General features: G+C 59.9%; 12 protein-coding genes and 1 tRNA gene. 10 read left to right on the top strand and 3 right to left on the bottom strand.

Going from position 1 to position 16,200, the window contains the following annotated elements:
- Positions 1 to 14: 14 nt before the first annotated feature.
- The 3 genes from GbCGDNIH6_RS09710 to rocD all read left to right on the top strand — a co-directional run bounded on the left by GbCGDNIH6_RS09710 (position 15) and on the right by rocD (position 5,261).
- Complete coding sequence (locus GbCGDNIH6_RS09710; RefSeq protein ID WP_198355752.1) at positions 15 to 3,311, top strand: YhdP family protein; 3,297 nt, start codon at positions 15 to 17, stop codon at positions 3,309 to 3,311.
- 52 nt (positions 3,312 to 3,363) lie between these two features.
- Complete coding sequence (locus GbCGDNIH6_RS09705; RefSeq protein WP_232449788.1) at positions 3,364 to 3,915, top strand: nucleoside 2-deoxyribosyltransferase; 552 nt, start codon at positions 3,364 to 3,366, stop codon at positions 3,913 to 3,915.
- A gap of 110 nt (positions 3,916 to 4,025) precedes the next feature.
- Positions 4,026 to 5,261, top strand: coding sequence for an ornithine--oxo-acid transaminase (rocD, locus tag GbCGDNIH6_RS09700; protein ID WP_072563731.1), 1,236 nt, complete (start codon positions 4,026 to 4,028; stop codon positions 5,259 to 5,261).
- A gap of 49 nt (positions 5,262 to 5,310) precedes the next feature.
- Here rocD and tyrS read toward each other — a convergent pair whose 3' ends face one another.
- Positions 5,311 to 6,555: a tyrosine--tRNA ligase gene (gene tyrS / locus GbCGDNIH6_RS09695; RefSeq protein ID WP_072563730.1), complete on the bottom strand. Its 1,245-nt coding sequence runs from the start codon at positions 6,553 to 6,555 to the stop codon at positions 5,311 to 5,313.
- Between the two features lie 35 nt (positions 6,556 to 6,590).
- Between tyrS and GbCGDNIH6_RS09690 the strand changes: the two genes are divergently transcribed.
- The gene (locus GbCGDNIH6_RS09690; RefSeq protein WP_081370075.1) at positions 6,591 to 7,745 is read left to right on the top strand and encodes an anhydro-N-acetylmuramic acid kinase; all 1,155 of its coding nucleotides are present in this window, start codon (positions 6,591 to 6,593) and stop codon (positions 7,743 to 7,745) included.
- Positions 7,746 to 7,779: 34 nt separating this feature from the next.
- Here GbCGDNIH6_RS09690 and GbCGDNIH6_RS09685 read toward each other — a convergent pair whose 3' ends face one another.
- Complete coding sequence (locus GbCGDNIH6_RS09685; protein WP_072563729.1) at positions 7,780 to 8,445, bottom strand: alpha/beta hydrolase; 666 nt, start codon at positions 8,443 to 8,445, stop codon at positions 7,780 to 7,782.
- Positions 8,446 to 8,971: 526 nt separating this feature from the next.
- Here GbCGDNIH6_RS09685 and GbCGDNIH6_RS09680 point away from each other — a divergent pair.
- The 6 genes from GbCGDNIH6_RS09680 to GbCGDNIH6_RS09655 all read left to right on the top strand — a co-directional run bounded on the left by GbCGDNIH6_RS09680 (position 8,972) and on the right by GbCGDNIH6_RS09655 (position 15,288).
- On the top strand, positions 8,972 to 10,084 hold the full coding sequence (locus GbCGDNIH6_RS09680) for a cysteine desulfurase family protein (protein ID WP_232450067.1): 1,113 nt from the start codon (positions 8,972 to 8,974) through the stop codon (positions 10,082 to 10,084).
- Positions 10,084 to 11,295 carry a cysteine desulfurase family protein gene (locus tag GbCGDNIH6_RS09675; protein ID WP_072563727.1) on the top strand — a complete coding sequence of 404 codons (1,212 nt, stop codon included), beginning with the start codon at positions 10,084 to 10,086 and terminating at the stop codon, positions 11,293 to 11,295. Before GbCGDNIH6_RS09680 ends, GbCGDNIH6_RS09675 begins: the two co-directional genes overlap by 1 nt.
- Before the next feature lie 54 nt (positions 11,296 to 11,349).
- The gene (locus GbCGDNIH6_RS09670) at positions 11,350 to 11,679 is read left to right on the top strand and encodes a ferredoxin family 2Fe-2S iron-sulfur cluster binding protein (protein ID WP_025318566.1); all 330 of its coding nucleotides are present in this window, start codon (positions 11,350 to 11,352) and stop codon (positions 11,677 to 11,679) included.
- A 6-nt stretch (positions 11,680 to 11,685) separates the two neighbouring features.
- Positions 11,686 to 12,828 (top strand): tRNA 2-thiouridine(34) synthase MnmA, encoded by a 1,143-nt coding sequence (mnmA, locus tag GbCGDNIH6_RS09665; RefSeq protein WP_072563726.1) that lies wholly within the window; start codon positions 11,686 to 11,688, stop codon positions 12,826 to 12,828.
- A tRNA-Met gene (locus tag GbCGDNIH6_RS09660) sits at positions 12,819 to 12,893 on the top strand. The genes mnmA and GbCGDNIH6_RS09660 overlap by 10 nt, the downstream gene beginning before the upstream one ends.
- A gap of 256 nt (positions 12,894 to 13,149) precedes the next feature.
- A complete protein-coding gene (locus tag GbCGDNIH6_RS09655; protein ID WP_072563725.1) occupies positions 13,150 to 15,288 on the top strand; it encodes a TonB-dependent siderophore receptor in 2,139 nt (712 codons plus the stop codon).
- On the opposite strand, the gene GbCGDNIH6_RS09650 is transcribed toward GbCGDNIH6_RS09655, so the two are convergent.
- Positions 15,266 to 16,165 carry a LysR family transcriptional regulator gene (locus GbCGDNIH6_RS09650; RefSeq protein WP_072563724.1) on the bottom strand — a complete coding sequence of 300 codons (900 nt, stop codon included), beginning with the start codon at positions 16,163 to 16,165 and terminating at the stop codon, positions 15,266 to 15,268. The two genes, GbCGDNIH6_RS09655 and GbCGDNIH6_RS09650, sit on opposite strands and share 23 nt — an antisense overlap.
- Positions 16,166 to 16,200: the final 35 nt, after the last annotated feature.

The raw sequence follows: 16,200 nt of genomic DNA, 5'->3' as shown, positions 1-16,200 counted from the left end.
CTGGAAGCCTTCGCGTGAGGCAGTGGAGTGGTCAAGCCGGATGGCTGCTCGGCAGGGTTATCCGTCTGGCATTGCAGATCGCCATCGGGGCCGCTGTGCTGGTTTCGGTCGGCTTCGTGGTGCTGGGGGTGCGCCTGTCGCATGGCCCACTCGATCTGACCGATATTCTCGGGCGCGGTTTACAGGGGTTGGCCCGGACCGGCACCGATCTGCCCGGCGGGGCGGCGGTCAGCAAAGCCGGAGGGCAAGGGCTGGTTGTGCGTCTGCCGGGAAGGTTTGCGCCTTTTCGCATTGATATTCCATATCTGGTGATGACATGGGATGGCTGGAAACACGGTCCCGATGCCATACTGGACGTGCAATTGCGTGGTACGACCATCCGGGATTTGCGCCAGCCGGAGATTTCGCCTGATCTGGCCCGGATCGGGCTGATTCGAGTCGGGGTGATACCCGGCCTGCTGCTGTCCCGCCAGCCGCGTGTGCAGACGGTGCTGATCGAGGATACCGCTATAGCACTGCCGCTTTCTCGCGAAGGGACGGTCTATGCTCCATCGCCTGATGATTTCGACCCTCGGCACCATCTGGAGGCGTTCAGAACATGGGAGCGCCGGAGCTGGGCGCTACTCCCCGATCATCTCGATGTTCATCGGCTGAAGGTGGCGGGCCGCACGGAAATTTCGGCGGCGCCGTGGCGTCTGGAGGAAGTAGAAGCCTCGTTCCACCGTGGACCTGCCTTATCGGTCGAGAGAAACAAGGTGGGTGATTCTTCGCCACCGCTGGATGGATCGGTTCAGGCCAGACTGAAGGCGGGAGGTGCTTCGACCCCCTTATCGTTGAGGGTCGGTGACGCGACGCTGGTACAAAACGGATCGGATCGAAACGGGCTGGGGATCGTGTTCGAGGCCGGGATGATTCCCGTTTCTGCTCTGGCTGACCTGTCTTCGCAGGCAAAAATGCTGGCTGCAGCTGAAGTTCCGGTTGGTCTGCGTGCAACCGCGCTGATTGGTTCTGATCTTGCTTTCAAAAGGGCGAGCCTTGATGTCCAGAGCCAGCCCGGCACCGTAACGATAGACAATCAGATGGTGAAGATACGGGTTTTGGCCGCCCGTCTCGATGCCGACATGATCACCGGGCGCACTCTTCTGTCTTCTCTGACACTGGGACTGGAAGGGGATGCGGGCGCCGCACCGGTTTTCAGAGGCAGTGGTAGTCTGGAGCCGGTCTCGGAAGGTCGCCGCCATGCGCAGTTCCATCTGGATGTCGGGGTTCTGCCGCTGGACGGGCTGCCATCCCTGTGGCCTTCCCGTTTTGCGCATGGTGCGCATGAATGGATCACCCAGAATATGAAGGTGGGCCGGATTGAATCCGGCACGCTCACCTTGATGGCTTCAGTCAGTGAGAATTTTCGCCATCCCGCGCTGGATGGGATCGATGGTCTTCTGACGATACGGAATGCTTCCATTCACTGGTTGCGTCCAGTACCGCCCATTCAGGGAATGAATGGCACGGTAAGGGTGGTTGACCCGCACCGGCTGACCATCGAGGCCGGAGGCGGTCGTGTGCCCGAATATGGGATCGCGGTCAGGCATGCAGTGATGGAGATCGCTGGATTGTCGGAGAAAGATCAGCAATCCGTCATTCAGGGTGATCTTTCAGGCAGCGTTCCAGGACTTGAGAAGCTTCTCTTGCATCCGAGACTGCATCTGCTCAGTGATCATCCGATGGATCTGGGGCAGCCGGAGGGACAATTCTCCGGCATTCTCAACGTGGCGCTGCCGTTGAGAAAAAAAGTCGCCATGGAGGATGTCGCCATAGCCTCCGACGGGCGCATCAGTGCTTTGGTTCTGCATGATGTATTGGCCGGGCGAGATCTGGAAGAGGGTGATTTTAACTATGACGTTTCGGAGAACGGTCTGTCATTGACCGGGCATTGCGTGGTGGCGAATATCCCTGCCCGGATCAGGGCAGGCATGGATTTCCGTCATGGACCGCCGCAGCAGGTGTTGGAGAAGGTGACCATTCAGGCGCATGCAGCGATGGCCGATCTGGAGCGCCTGGGGATAAAAAGTGGCAAGATCAATCTGTCGGGTGCCACCGATATCGAGGCTGCCTACAACCGTCATCGCAGCGGAAAGGCAACGGTCGATCTGGCGGCCGATCTGACTGATCTATCTGCCGTGATCGATCGGCTTGGCTGGCAGAAAAGCGCAGGGCAGCCAGGCAATGCCAGTGCCTCCATTACTCTTCAGGGCGATCATCTGTCCGTCGTGCGGAATCTTCAGGTGTCTGCCCCGAATTTGTCTCTTTCAGGCAGTGCGGCTGGTGCGGCTGGGGGCGGGACACTGCTTCAGTTCGATACGGTGCAGGTGGGTGACAGTCATCTTGCCGGCTCCATCCTGTTTCCGGACAGGGCGGGCGCACCCATTCAGGGCCGTCTTACAGGTGGCGTGATCGATCTCAGTCATCCATTGAAGCGTCAGGGATTGCGCAAATCCTCCTATCGACGCAGCGATCAGGTGCAGGATCAGAAACCAGGCCAGCCTTTTCAGATCAGCGGAAAGCTCGATCGGCTGATCGCCGTGGATCAGGGAGCAGTGCTCGGCATGAACATTGCCATCGTCAATGACGGCACGCTCTATCGCAATGTCACGGTGACGGGGCGAGATACGGCAGGTGGCCTGTTTTCTTTTGTTATCATTCCTGATGGCAGAGGAAGAGTGCTGGATGCACAGGCGACTGATGCGGGAGCTTTGCTGAGTACGCTCGATCTGACGGATGAGATTATCAATGGCCGCCTGACCCTGCATGGCCGCTTTGACGATACCAGCCCGGATCACCGGCTCAGTGGTACCGCAAAACTGCACCAGTTCAGTGTGCGTGGCGCACCCGCCGCTGCAAAGGTATTGCAGGCGATGACACTATACGGGCTGGTCGATGCACTGAGTGGTCCCGGCTTGCCGGTAAATGATCTGATTGCGCCGTTCAGCCTGACCGATGACGAGCTGATTTTCAATGATGCCCGTGCCTACACCATTTCGCTGGGAGGGACGATGAAAGGGCGTATTGACCTGTCCGGCCAGACGCTGGCGCTGGAAGGTACAATTGTGCCGGCTTATATGTTCAACACGCTGCCCGGCCATTTGCCGCTGGTAGGAAAATTGTTCAGTCCTGAAAAAGGCGGCGGCGTGTTTGCGGCAACCTATGCCCTGAGCGGCAGCTTGCAGGATCCACAGGTCAGCCTGAACCCTCTTGCGACTCTGACCCCCGGTTTTTTGCGCGGGATTTTCGACTATTTCAGACGACCGCAATGATGGATGGCTCAAACTTCCTTTTATAAGTTTGCCTGATCACGGAGTATTTCTGTTGCGCCGACCGATTGCCTATCTTGCCGGCCCTGATGTCTTCATGCCGGATGCGCCGGAGCGCGCAGCCCGTAAGATCGCCATCTGTGAGCATTACGGGTTGCATGCCCGCGCGCCGGTTGCCGAGAGTGGTACAGTGAAGCTGCCACCATGGGAACGGATTTTTCGGGCCAATCTGGTGATGATGGAGGCCTGCGACATGGTAATCGCTAATCTGACCCCGTTTCGCGGCGCTTCGGCGGATGCAGGGACGCTGGTGGAACTGGGCTGGTTCGGGGGTAAAGGACGGCCTGTTTACGGTTACAGCAACGATGTGGTGCCCTTTGCATCCCGCAGCTACGCTCATATCACCCGCTGTCCTGATCCTGTAGCGGGGATGGAGGTAGAGGATTTCAGTCTGCCAGATAATCTGATGATACCGGGTCTGCTGGAAGAGCAGGGTATCGCTCTGGTGCTGCCGGAGGATGGACAGAGCCGTGATTTCGCCAGTCTCGATATTTTCGAACATTGTGTGGCGCTGGTGGCAGCACAACATGGCATGGCTCCTGTCTGAGCAGGTCAGCGTATTTTTTGGTCGGCTTTTGCGGGAGGGGGGATTATGAAGCGTCCCCTTGACGTGCGGTTGCTCCGTATAACCGCACTGTAAAACAGGGATCACCACAGATGAGCGACATTCTGGCGGGCACCGCCAGCTCCACAGGGACCAATCAGGATTTTCTCGCCAGGGAAGCCATCTATGGCGCGCGCAATTATAAGCCGCTGCCAGTGGTGTTGAGCCGTGGCGAGGGCGTCTGGGTCTGGGATGTGGAGGGTAAGCGTTATCTGGACTGTCTCTCTGCGTATTCCGCTGTCAATCAGGGCCATTGCCACCCGAAAATTCTGGAGGCGATGACGGCTCAGGCTTCGGTTCTGACTCTGACTTCCCGTGCTTTCGGCAATGACCAGTTGGCTCCGTTTTATGAGGAGCTGTGCACGCTGACACGCTCCCACCGGGTGCTGCCGATGAATTCCGGGGCCGAGGCAGTGGAAAGCGCCATCAAGGTAGCCCGCAAATGGGGCTATCAGATCAAGGGTGTGCCGGATGGGCAGGCGGAGATCATCGTCTGTGCCGAGAATTTCCATGGCCGCACCACCTCTATTGTCAGTTTCAGCACCGATGAAATGGCACGGCGCGAATTCGGCCCTTTCACACCGGGTTTCCGTGTCGTCCCGTATGGCGATATCGCCGCGCTGGAAGCAGCGATCGGCCCCAACACGGTCGCCTTCATGGCCGAGCCGATTCAGGGAGAGGCCGGGGTGATCATTCCGCCGGATGGGTATCTGCGGGCTGCCCGCGCCCTGTGTACCCGCTATCGCGTGCTGATGATTCTGGATGAGATTCAGACCGGCCTCGGCCGCACAGGCAAATTATTGGCCGAGGAACATGAAGGTATCGAAGCGGATGTAACCTTGCTGGGCAAGGCGCTGTCGGGTGGTTTCTATCCCGTTTCAGCGGTGCTTTCGACTGATGAAGTACTGGACGTTCTGCGTCCCGGCGAGCATGGCAGCACGTTTGGCGGTAATCCGCTGGCTTGCGCGGTGGCTCGTGCGGCGCTCCGGGTGCTGACCGAGGAAGGCATGATCGAGAATGCCGCTGTGATCGGCGCGCATCTGTTGAATGGTTTGCGTGCCATCGGTGGTGCGATCATCAGGGAGGTGCGCGGGCGTGGCCTGATGCTGGCGGTGGAGCTGCACCCCGATGCAGGCGGCGCGCGCCGCATCTGTGAGCAGTTGCAGACACGCGGCCTGCTCTGCAAGGAAACGCATGACCACACGATCCGTATCGCTCCGCCGCTGGTCCTGACGCGGGATCAGGCGGACTGGGCGCTGGATCATTTCCACGCCGTTCTGGCTGGATAGGCTTTCAATCCGGTCAGGCCTGTATCCGCCTGACCGGATCAGTCGTTGTTCAGACCGGCTTCAGCAGGCGATGTTGTTTGCGCCCGGCTGAAAGCTTGATGGCCCCATCCTGAAGATCGGCGGGGGAGAGTTTCAGCATTTCATCCGTGACGGTCTCATTATTCACGCGCGCGCCACCACCACGAATCAGGCGGCGGGCCTCGCCATTGGATTGCGCCAGACCTGCAACCGTCAGGGCGCGGAGGATCGGCAGCCCCTCCGCCAGCTCGGTGGCTGCAATGTCGACGCTCGGCAGCGTGTCGGCGGCTTCGCCCTGCTCAAAGGCGCGGCGGGCGGTTTCCGCGGCGGCCTCTGCTGACTCCCGCCCATGCAGGATCGCGGTTGCTTCCGTGGCGAGGATTTTCTTGGCCTCGTTGATCTCCGCACCTTGCAGGGCGGCGAGGCGGTCGATCTCGTCCAGCGGCAGTTCGGTGAACAGGCGCAGAAAGCGACCGACATCGGCATCTTCCGTATTGCGCCAGAACTGCCAGTAATCATATGGGCTGAGCTTTTCCGCCGTCAGCCAGACCGCGCCTTTCGCCGTCTTGCCCATTTTTGCCCCTGATGCGGTGGTGACCAGTGGCGCAGTGAAGCCGAAAACCTGCTTTCCATCGGTGCGGCGAACCAGATCGACGCCGGAGATGATGTTGCTCCACTGATCGGAGCCACCGAATTGCAGCGTCACGCCAAGGCGACGGTTGAGCTCGCGGAAATCATAGCTTTGCAGGATGGAGTAGTTGAACTCCAGAAAGGTCAATCCCTGTTCGCGCTCCAGCCGGGTTCGGACGCTGTCGAAGGATAGCATGCGGTTGATGCTGAAATGAACACCCACCTCCCGCAGGATCTCGATATAGCCGAGCGTGTCCAGCCATTCGGCATTATTCACCAGCGTGGCATCGGTGGGGCCGGTGCCGAAAGTCAGAAATGGCTCAATATTGGCGCGGATACCATCCATATTCGCGGCAATCTGCGCATCGGTCAGAAGCTGACGGGCTTCCTCGCGGAAGGAAGGATCGCCGATCCGTGTGGTGCCGCCGCCCAGCAGAACGACGGGTCGATGCCCGTGCCGCTGCAACAGGCGCAGCAGCATGATCTGCATCATATGCCCGACATGCAGACTGTCAGCGGTGCAGTCGAAGCCTGTATAGGCGTTGACCGTGCCGTTGCTGAGGGCGTTGTCCAGAGCCTCCTGATCGGTGCACTGGAACAGGAAACCGCGGGCCTCGGCCTCGCGAAGAAATGCGCTGCGTGACATGATGCGCGGGTTAGCACGGGAAAAGGCGCTGGTGAATGGCCGCTGATGCAACGCAGCCGCAGAATATGTCTCCTCCTCTCCGCGCCATCGGCCTGATGAGCGGGACGTCTCTCGACGGGGTTGATGCGGCGGTGATCGAGACAGACGGGGTGAGCATCACCGGATATGGTCCCGCAGTGACCCTTCCTTATGATCCGGGGTTACGGGCTGATCTGCGGCGTTTGCTGGATATTGCGCCTGGTCTTGTGAAGGGGGCGTACGATCCTTTCCTGCATGATGTCGAGCGCCGCCTGACGGAATGCCATGTCGATGCCGTGAAGGCACTGGGCGTGCGTGCAAATCTTCTCGGGTTTCATGGTCAGACCCTCCTGCATCGTCCGCAGGAGGGTTGGACCTGGCAAATTGGTGATGCCGCCTTGCTGGCCCGGCTGACCGGGATTGATGTGGTCTATGATTTCCGCTCGGCGGATATGCAGGCAGGCGGGCAAGGTGCGCCGTTGGTGCCGCTGTTTCATCGTGCGCTGGCAGAGGCCCTGCCGGAGGCGGCATGGCATGGGGCCGATTATATCGCGGTACTGAATATCGGTGGCGTGAGCAATGTCACCTTGATCGGGCGGGATGGCACGATCTCGGCCTCGGATGCCGGACCGGGCAATGGCCCGCTGAATGACTGGGCCACCCTTCATACCGGGCAGGAATGCGACCGTGATGGAGCCTTGGCGCGGTCGGGGCGCGTGGATCAGGCCGTGCTGGCGCGGCTGTTGGCGGCTCCGTTTTTCCGCCAGCCTCCACCGAAATCACTGGATCGGCTGGATTTCTCGCACAGCCTGACGGAAAGCGGTGTGCATGATCTTTCCGCCGGAGATGGCGCGGCAACACTGACGGCCTTTACCGCGGCATCCATTGCAGCCCTGCGCTGGCCGGGCCGGGAGCCGGGCGGTTGGATCATCGTGGGGGGCGGGCGTCGCAATCCGGCGATCATGGAGGCCTTGCAGGATTGGCTCGATGCACCGGTCTATCCAGGCGAGGTACTCGGCTGGGATGGGGATGCGCTGGAAGCGCAGTGCTTCGGCTATCTGGCGGTACGAAGCATCCGTGGGTTGCCGTTAAGTGAACCGGCGACCACCGGTGTGAAAACGCCAACCAGCGGAGGCAGGCTGGTCAGTATATCCGCGGTCAGACCACTCTGAACCAGCCCAGTCTGACCGCGGAGCAGGATTTTAATCAGTCAGCTGCCAGCGCCATGGGGCGTGCGCCGATGGAGCGACCGACATACTCTTCGACCGCTTCGGAGACTTTTTCGGCATGGGAAGCGAAGATATGATCCGCACCCTTGAACACGCGATAATCGACCTCGACATTTTTCTGAGTGTTCAGCTTGTCCACCAGCTTACGCACGGCGGGTTCGGGCACCAGCTCGTCCGCATCGCCATGCAGCATCAGACCGCCGCAGGGGCAGGGGGCAAGGAAGCCGAAATCATAATGATTGGCAGGCGGCGCGACACTGACCCAACCAGAGATTTCCGGGCGGCGCATCAGCAACTGCATGCCGATGAAAGCCCCGAAAGAGTAGCCCGCGATCCACAGCCCACCATGATTGGGGTTAACGGACTGCATCCAGTCCAGCGCCCCGGCGGCATCACCGATTTCACCAATCCCGCCATCATAACGGCCCTGGCTGCGACCGACACCGCGGAAATTAAAACGCATCACGGAAAAGCCCAGCCGCTGAAACGACTGGTACATGGTATAGGTGATTCGGTTATTCATCGTTCCCCCGTGCAGCGGGTGAGGATGAAGTATCAGAGCGAGCGGCGCGCCCGCTTCCTTACAGTGGTGGTAACGACCTTCGAGCCGGCCATCGGGGCCGGCAAACATCACCTCAGGCATGAGCAGTTCAATTCCGTTCTCTGATCGACTGCGTGCAACGGGCACGCGCCGAAGCCATCGTTATCCGGTTGCTCCGGACGTATTTTTACTGGATATTTAAGGCCAGCCACATGACGCTGCCGTCACGTATCGGGGGATGACCTGATATGTTTAAAATCCGATCGGGATATCTGGTTCTGTAGCGGTGCGGATGTCTGAACCGGAAGCGGACGTGAAGGACCAGAATGTCCTGCGAACCCGGTAACGGCGAGCGTTTCTGCGGCCACTGTACCGTCCCTTTTTCCTTTTGCTATTCTATTATTCTGCTGCAAGCAGCAGCCCTGTTTGACCATCATATTGTATCAGCAGTCACTTTTGCTAACAAAAAGCGCAGGAATACGCCATTAAATTGTGGCCTCCCCGTCCTGTATGGCGGCCTGATGGCTTATTTGCAGTTCTGGCAGACCGCAAAAGGAAATCGAGATTCGTGGCACCTCTGTCAGTTTATCTGGATGCGAATGCTTCTGAGCCGGTGCGCCCGGAGGCAATGGCGGCATTGCAGGAGGTCGTTCGGGAACCGGGCAATCCATCCTCGCTGCATCGCGCCGGGCGTCGGGCGAGGGACCGGCAGGAAACGGCTCGTGAAACTCTGGCGATGCTCTATGGAGCAGGGCCGGATGAGGTGATTTTCACCTCCGGCGGTACGGAGGCGGACAGTCTTGCCGTGCATGTACTGGGGGAGGGGCGCCGTTTGCTTCTTGGTGCGACGGAGCATCCTGCGTTGCTGTCTTGCCGCCCGGATGCGGAACTGATTGGTGTTGATCGCGAAGGTGTGACCGATCTGCATGATCTGGACGCACGTCTGGCGCAGGGCGGCCAGGCTCTGGTGTGCCTGATGCTGGCCAATAACGAGACGGGCGTTATCCAGCCGATGGCGGAGGTTGCCGCGCTCTGCCGCCAGTATGGAGCCCTTCTGCATGTGGATGCGGCGCAGGCGGCTGGCCGGATGACGGTGTCGATGAGGACGCTGGATGCGGACAGTATGGCTTTGTCCGCGCATAAGCTGGGAGGTGTTCCGGGGGTGGGGGCGCTGCTGCTGCGTGATGCGGCTCATCGGGATGTCAGGCCGCTGATGAAAGGCGGAGGTCAGGAGAGAGGCTGGCGCGGTGGCAGTCCGGCCTTACCGGCGATCAGCGCCTTCGCCGCCGCGGCCCGTGCGGCCATGCAGACAGATGAGCAAAGAGGAACGTTTGCCCGGCTGATTGAATGGAGAGACAGGCTGGAACAGGCGGCCACTAAGGCCGGCGCGGTGGTGGCAGGTGGAGGCGCAAGGCTGGGGCGTTTGCCCAACACCTCATGTCTGATCCTGCCCGGTGTAGCGGCGCAGCGTCAGGTGATGGCGCTTGATCTGGCCGGTATTCAGGTTTCGGCCGGATCGGCATGCAGTTCTGGCAAGGTAGCGCGCAGTCATGTGCTGGCGGCGATGGGGTTTGGACAGCAGGCGGGGGAGGCAATCCGTGTCTCGTTGCCATGGAATGTGACGGAGGCGGATGTGCAACGCTTTATGGATGCCTATGCCACCATGGCCTCCCGGTTGAGGACAGAGCCGTCTTCTGCGCCCTTTCCTTTCTCTATGTCTCATCCCATATCGGCGCAGTGATGAGTTTGCCAGAGACGCCCCTTTATTTCGATTATCAGGCGACAACGCCCTGCGATCCGCGTGTGGTGCAGGCAATGGCGCCCTTATGGACGGAGATGTCCGCCAATCCGCACAGCACTGCTCATGAGCCCGGCCAGCAGGTTGCCGCCCTGGTAGAGCAGGCGCGGGATAGTGTGGCGGCGCTGATCGGTGCGGAGGGGAGGGAGATCGTGTTCACCTCCGGCGCGACCGAGGCCAATAATCTGGCGATCAAGGGCGCGGCCCGCTTTGCCCTGCATCATGCGCCGTCCTTACCACGGCGCATCATTACCGTGGCCACCGAGCATAAATGTGTTCTGGAATCCGTGCATGATCTGGCGCGGGAAGGGTTCGAGCCTGTAATCCTGCCGGTCGGGGCTGACGGGTCGCTGGACCCGCAGGCCCTGCGGGAGGCCCTGACTTTGCCTGCGCTGCTGGTCAGCATTATGACGGTCAATAATGAGACGGGGGTGATTCAGGACATCCCCACCTTGGCCCGTCTGGCGCATGAGCGGGGGGCGCTGTTTCATACTGATGCAGCCCAGGCAGCCGGGAAAATTCCGCTTTCGGTCGGCAATGGTGAGGCGCGGGTCGATCTGATGTCGCTGAGCGCCCATAAAATGTATGGCCCGAAAGGGATTGGTGCGCTGTATGTGCGTCGCCGTCCACGCACACGGCTGGAGCCGCTTTTTTCTGGTGGCGGCCAGGAGCGCGGCTTGCGCTCCGGCACGTTGCCCGCACCGCTGATCGTAGGGTTCGGCGCGGCCTGCGCCATTGCCCGTCAGGAAGGGGAGGCCGAAGCTGTGCGCATCGCCGGGCTGAGAGATCGTCTGCTGTCCCGTCTGCGGGAGGCTCTGCCGGGGGTGAGCGTCAATGGCTCCCTCGGACAGCGGGTGGCGGGCAATCTGAACGTGGCTTTTCCTGCTGATAGGGCAGGAGAAAGGACGGCACAGCAGCTCATGGCCGCCCTGCCATGGCTGGCGATGTCCACAGGCTCTGCCTGTACATCGGCGGAGGTTGAGCCTTCCTATGTGCTTCGTGCAATGGGGGTGAGCGGAGCGCAGGCGGCACGAAGCTTGCGCCTTGGCATCGGACGCTATACCTCCGCCGCGGATGTGGATCGCGCGGTTGCCGCGCTGGCACGGGTGTGGCGGGATGCTCCCTCCCTTCCTTTGTGCCGGGACGTCACCTGAGACCCAGCCGCCCGGCCTGTGCCGGGCGCGACAAGAATGCGGAAACGAGACGCAATGCCCAAGATGACTTTCGTCGAACAGGATGGCACGCACCGGGAAGTTGATGCCCCCGCCGGTTTGTCGGTGCTGGAGATCGCCCATAAGCATGGCGTGGATATTGAAGGCGCATGCGAAGGATCGCTGGCCTGCTCGACCTGCCATGTGATCGTTGATCCGGAATGGTTCGACCGCCTGGAACAGCCGACCGAGGATGAGGAAGACATGCTTGATCTTGCATTCGGCCTCCAGAAGACTTCCCGCCTCGGCTGCCAGCTGGTGATGACCGAGGCTCTGGACGGCTTGGTCGTGCGCCTGCCATCCGGCAGCCGTAACGCTGGGGGCTGATCACCGATGCGTGTCCTGGTTGCCATGTCTGGCGGAGTCGACAGCTCCGTCGTCGCCGGATTGTTGCAGGAAGCGGGACACGAGGTGATCGGCGTGACGCTGCAACTCTATGATCACGGAGCGGCGGCGAAGCGGAAGGGAGCCTGCTGCGCCGGGCAGGATATTTACGATGCCAGGCGGGTTGCTGACCGGCTTGGCTTCCCGCATTACGTGATTGATGCGGAAGAACGCTTCCGCAATGCTGTGATGGCCGACTTTGCTGATGCCTATGCCGCAGGGGAAACACCGGTTCCTTGCATCCGCTGCAACCAGACGGTCAAATTTGCCGATCTGACCGCCCTGATGCGTGATCTGGGGGCGGAGCGTCTGGCGACCGGCCATTACGTGCGGCGTATTGAGGGGCCGGACGGAGCGGAACTGCATCGCGCGGTCGATCTTTCCCGCGACCAGAGCTGGTTTCTGTTCGCTACCACACGGGACCAGCTGGATGTCAGCCTGTTTCCGCTGGGGGGTATGGAAAGCAAGGATGACGTGCGCGCCCATGCCGAGCGGTTGGGGCTGGCTGTGGCACGTAAGCCTGACAGTCAGGATATCTGCTTCGTTCCCGCTGGTACCTATGCCGATGTTGTGGCCCGCTTCCGCCCCGATGCGCTGGAGCCGGGGCAGATCGTGGACCGGGATGGTCATGTGGTAGGGCAGCATGAAGGCGTCGGACGCTATACGATTGGTCAGGCAAAACGCCTCGGCAATGCGGCGATGATCGATGGAGTGCGCCATGTGGTGGTGTCGCTGGATGCCGGCAGCCGTCGCGTTGTGGTGGGCCCTGCCGGCACGGCCCAGCGGCGTATCGTGCTTTCTGAAGTCAACTGGCTGATGACCCCGCCAGTTGCACCCATTTCCTGCGCCCCCATTGCCTGCATGGTCAAGCTGAGGGCGCGGGAAACGCCGCATCCGGCAACGGTCCGGGTAATCGAGGGCGGTGTTGAGGTCATACTGGAAACCGAGGCCTTGCCTGCGCCTGGACAGGCCTGTGTGTTCTATGACGGAGACCGGGTTCTGGGGGGTGGATTTATTCGTAAATCTGTCTCTCAGGTGATTGACGTACCGGCCGGTACGGCGGTATCAGCGGCCCCCAACCTGGCGGTGTAGCTCAGTGGTAGAGCAGGGGAATCATAATCCCTTGGTCGGCGGTTCAAATCCGTCCACCGCTACCAGGCTTACATGCATGGTCTTGCCGTGTTTCTGCGGTGATAGACCAGCCAACCTTTCTTTTCCTTTGTTATTTCCGGTATTGCTGCGCTTGTAGCGTCCTGATGGCTGACAAAGTCCATCTGTTTTCCAAGGGGATGCTGGCAAAGACAGGCAGTGATATTGCCATGTTGCAGACACATTGATGCGTAATCAAAATAAGTTATTGAGAATATTTCGCATTATCACTATGAGACACCCGATCCATTCGGGAATGATGACATGAAAAGGCTGCCTCGGCGCATCAGGATACGCAAAGCCGGTTATGTATCCGGGGCTTTTTGCCTTGCGGTGGGGTTTCCATGGCATTCGGCGCATGCGCAGGAGGCAGGGGCACTGCCGCAGTTGAATGTATCGGGACAGCAGGAAACGGCGTTGGGACCCGTCAAGGGATTCCTGGCCCGGAAAAGTATTGCGGCCACGAAAACTGATACACCCCTGATGCAGACATCACAGAATGTAACGGTCATCACCCGTGACAGGCTGGAAGATCTGAACATCCGCAGCATTGCCGAGGCAATGCGTTATACGGCCGGTGTTACGGATGTCGGTGGCCGGGACGATCCGCGTGGTTTCGGCGGCACGATCCGCGGCTTTACACCTGATACCTATCTGGATGGTCTGAAACTGCCGCTGGCCAGTGCATCGCAGACTTTCGATCTGGAACCGTACGGGCTGGAACGGATCGACGTGCTGCGTGGGGCTAATGCAGCCTTGTATGGTTCCGGTCAGCTTGGCGGTATTATCAATGCAGTCAGCAAACAGCCTCGCCTTGATCATACCAACGAAGTGCAGGTGCAGGGTGGTTCTTTCAACCGTATTCAGGGGGCTGCCGATCTGGGTGGCAAACTGACTGATGATGGTTCATGGCTGTGGCGGCTGAACGGGCTGATGCGCAAATCGGATACGTTTGTCGATAATGTGCTGAACAACCGGATCTATGTTGCGCCGTCAGTGAAATGGGCTGGCGAAAAAACGACGGTGACGTTTTTGTCCAGCTATATGCAGATTGATGCCGGATCGGCGGCCCAGTTTCTACCTGCCATCGGTACGGTGTTTCCAAGTCGCTACGGCTATATCCGGCAAAGTCTGAATACCGGCGATCCGAATTACGACGTCTATTCCAAGCGCGAAGTTTCGGTGGGGTATCTGGCCGAGCATCATGTGACGGATCGCTGGACCCTGCGGCAGAATCTTCGTTTCATGCATGAGGATCTGAACTATCGCACGGTGACCACCACCGGCCTTGCCGCCAATCAGCGCAGTATTACCCGGCAGGCGCAGCAGCAGTTGAACATGTTCAACACGTTGGCCGTCGATAATCAGTCAGAAGTGCATTTTGCGACCGGTCCTGTCACGCATGATCTGCTGACGGGTGTGAATATCACGACGCAGTTTATCTCCACACGCCGTGGGCAGGGAACGGGACCCTCGCTGGATCTTTATGCTCCCGTCTATCGCAGTGTGACGGCTCCGGCCTATGCCTCGACGATCAACACCAACGAGACCCAGATTCAGACGGGTGTCTACGTGCAGGATCAGCTCGCCTGGCAGCACTGGCGTCTGACGCTGACAGGGCGTGAAGATTTTGTCTCGGACAGTCTGACCAACAATAAAACCCGCTCCACGCAGAACAGCGATCCGACGCATTTCAGCTATCGCGCCGGACTGCTGTATGCGGCCGATAATGGTATGTCGCCTTATGTGACCTATGCCACTTCGTTCCAGCCACAGACGGGGGTGGACCGGGTTGGCAACAGTTATGTGCCGACCACCGGTGATCAGGTAGAGGTCGGCATCAAATACAAGCCGGTGCATCGCGACATCATGTTCACAGTCGATGCATTCGATCTGACCCAGCAGAATGTTCTGACGCCTGATCCGAACAACGTTAATTTCTCGATCCAGACAGGAGAAATCCGCACGCGCGGTGCTGAAGCGGAAGCGACAGGCAATCTGACCCCAACCCTGCGGATGATCGCCGCCCTGACCTATCAAGAACCACTGATCACCAGCAGCACCGAAAAAGGAGCGACTGGATCACGCCCCGTTTTCGTGCCGAGCCATATGGCGAGCCTGTATATGGAAAAGGAATTTCCGGTCTCTGAACGCTGGAATTTCGCGCTGGGCAGTGGCGTCCGCTATAATGGCGAGACATCGGGGGCTGTGCCGAACACGTTCAATGTTCCGAGTTCCGTGCAGTTCGATCTGACGGCACGGGTGGAAATGGATCGCTGGCGGTTGCAGGTCAATGCAACCAATCTGGCGGATCGCCGTATCGTGGCCGGCTGTGTGCGGATGACGAGCTGCTACTACGCGACGGGCCGGGCCGTGTTCGCTACGCTTGGTTATCGCTGGTAATCTGCCCCGATATATCCTGCGCGACTTCCAGGAGACGTGACAGGATGGGCGCTGTATCATCACGGCGCCAGATCATGCCGGTTTCCAGGATCGGCGCATCCTCCTCCAGATCGACATAGCGCACACCTGTCCGGGCAAGGTGGCGCAGGGATGCGGGCACGAGTGCGATCCCCATCCCTGCCGAGACGAGGCTGATGATCGTCTGCATCTGGATCGCCTCCTGAGCGATGGCGGCTCCTCCGCCATGTGTAGCGTGGTAGTGCGTGACCAGATCGTAGAAAGCCGGTGCGGAGTGACGGGGAAAGATGATCAGCGCCGACCGCATGATGGCATGTGGCGAAAGGTCGGGACTGTTATCCGGTACGGCCGCGATCAGTTTTTCCCGCGTCAGGGGGTGATACGCCAGCGCGCCCGGTAATGTACTGCGATCCGGATGGATGACGATCCCTGCATGACCGCGCCCATGCAGCAGGGCGTCGATCTGGACGTCACTGGTGGCCTCGGTGAGGACGATCTCTACATCCGGGTACAGCGCTGCATACCGGCGAACCAGGGATGGCAGAATGCTGTAATCCGCCGTACTGACGAAAGACAATTCCAACCGCCCTGCTTCCCCGTCCCTCAGGCGGCGGGCGATGCCGGGAAGTGCTTCCAGCGAGGCCAGCGCGGCGCGGACATGCGGCAGCCATTGCTGGCCGAACGGGCTTAACGCCACGCTGCGGCGGGAGCGGATGAAAAGCGCCGCTTCCAATTGTCGCTCCAGCGCCAGAATGGACTGGCTCAACGGTGGTTGTGTCATGTTCAGCCGCTCGGCTGCCCGTCCGAAATGCAGCGTTTCCGCGACCGTCAGAAAATGCCGGAGTTGTCTTGCTTCCATCAGTGATATCTCCAGCGACTGAATAGAAGCAGAAT

Source organism: Granulibacter bethesdensis, from assembly GCF_001889525.1.
In the GTDB taxonomy this organism is placed as follows: domain Bacteria; phylum Pseudomonadota; class Alphaproteobacteria; order Acetobacterales; family Acetobacteraceae; genus Granulibacter; species Granulibacter bethesdensis_C.
This window is presented reverse-complemented; position numbering and strand designations above follow the sequence as displayed.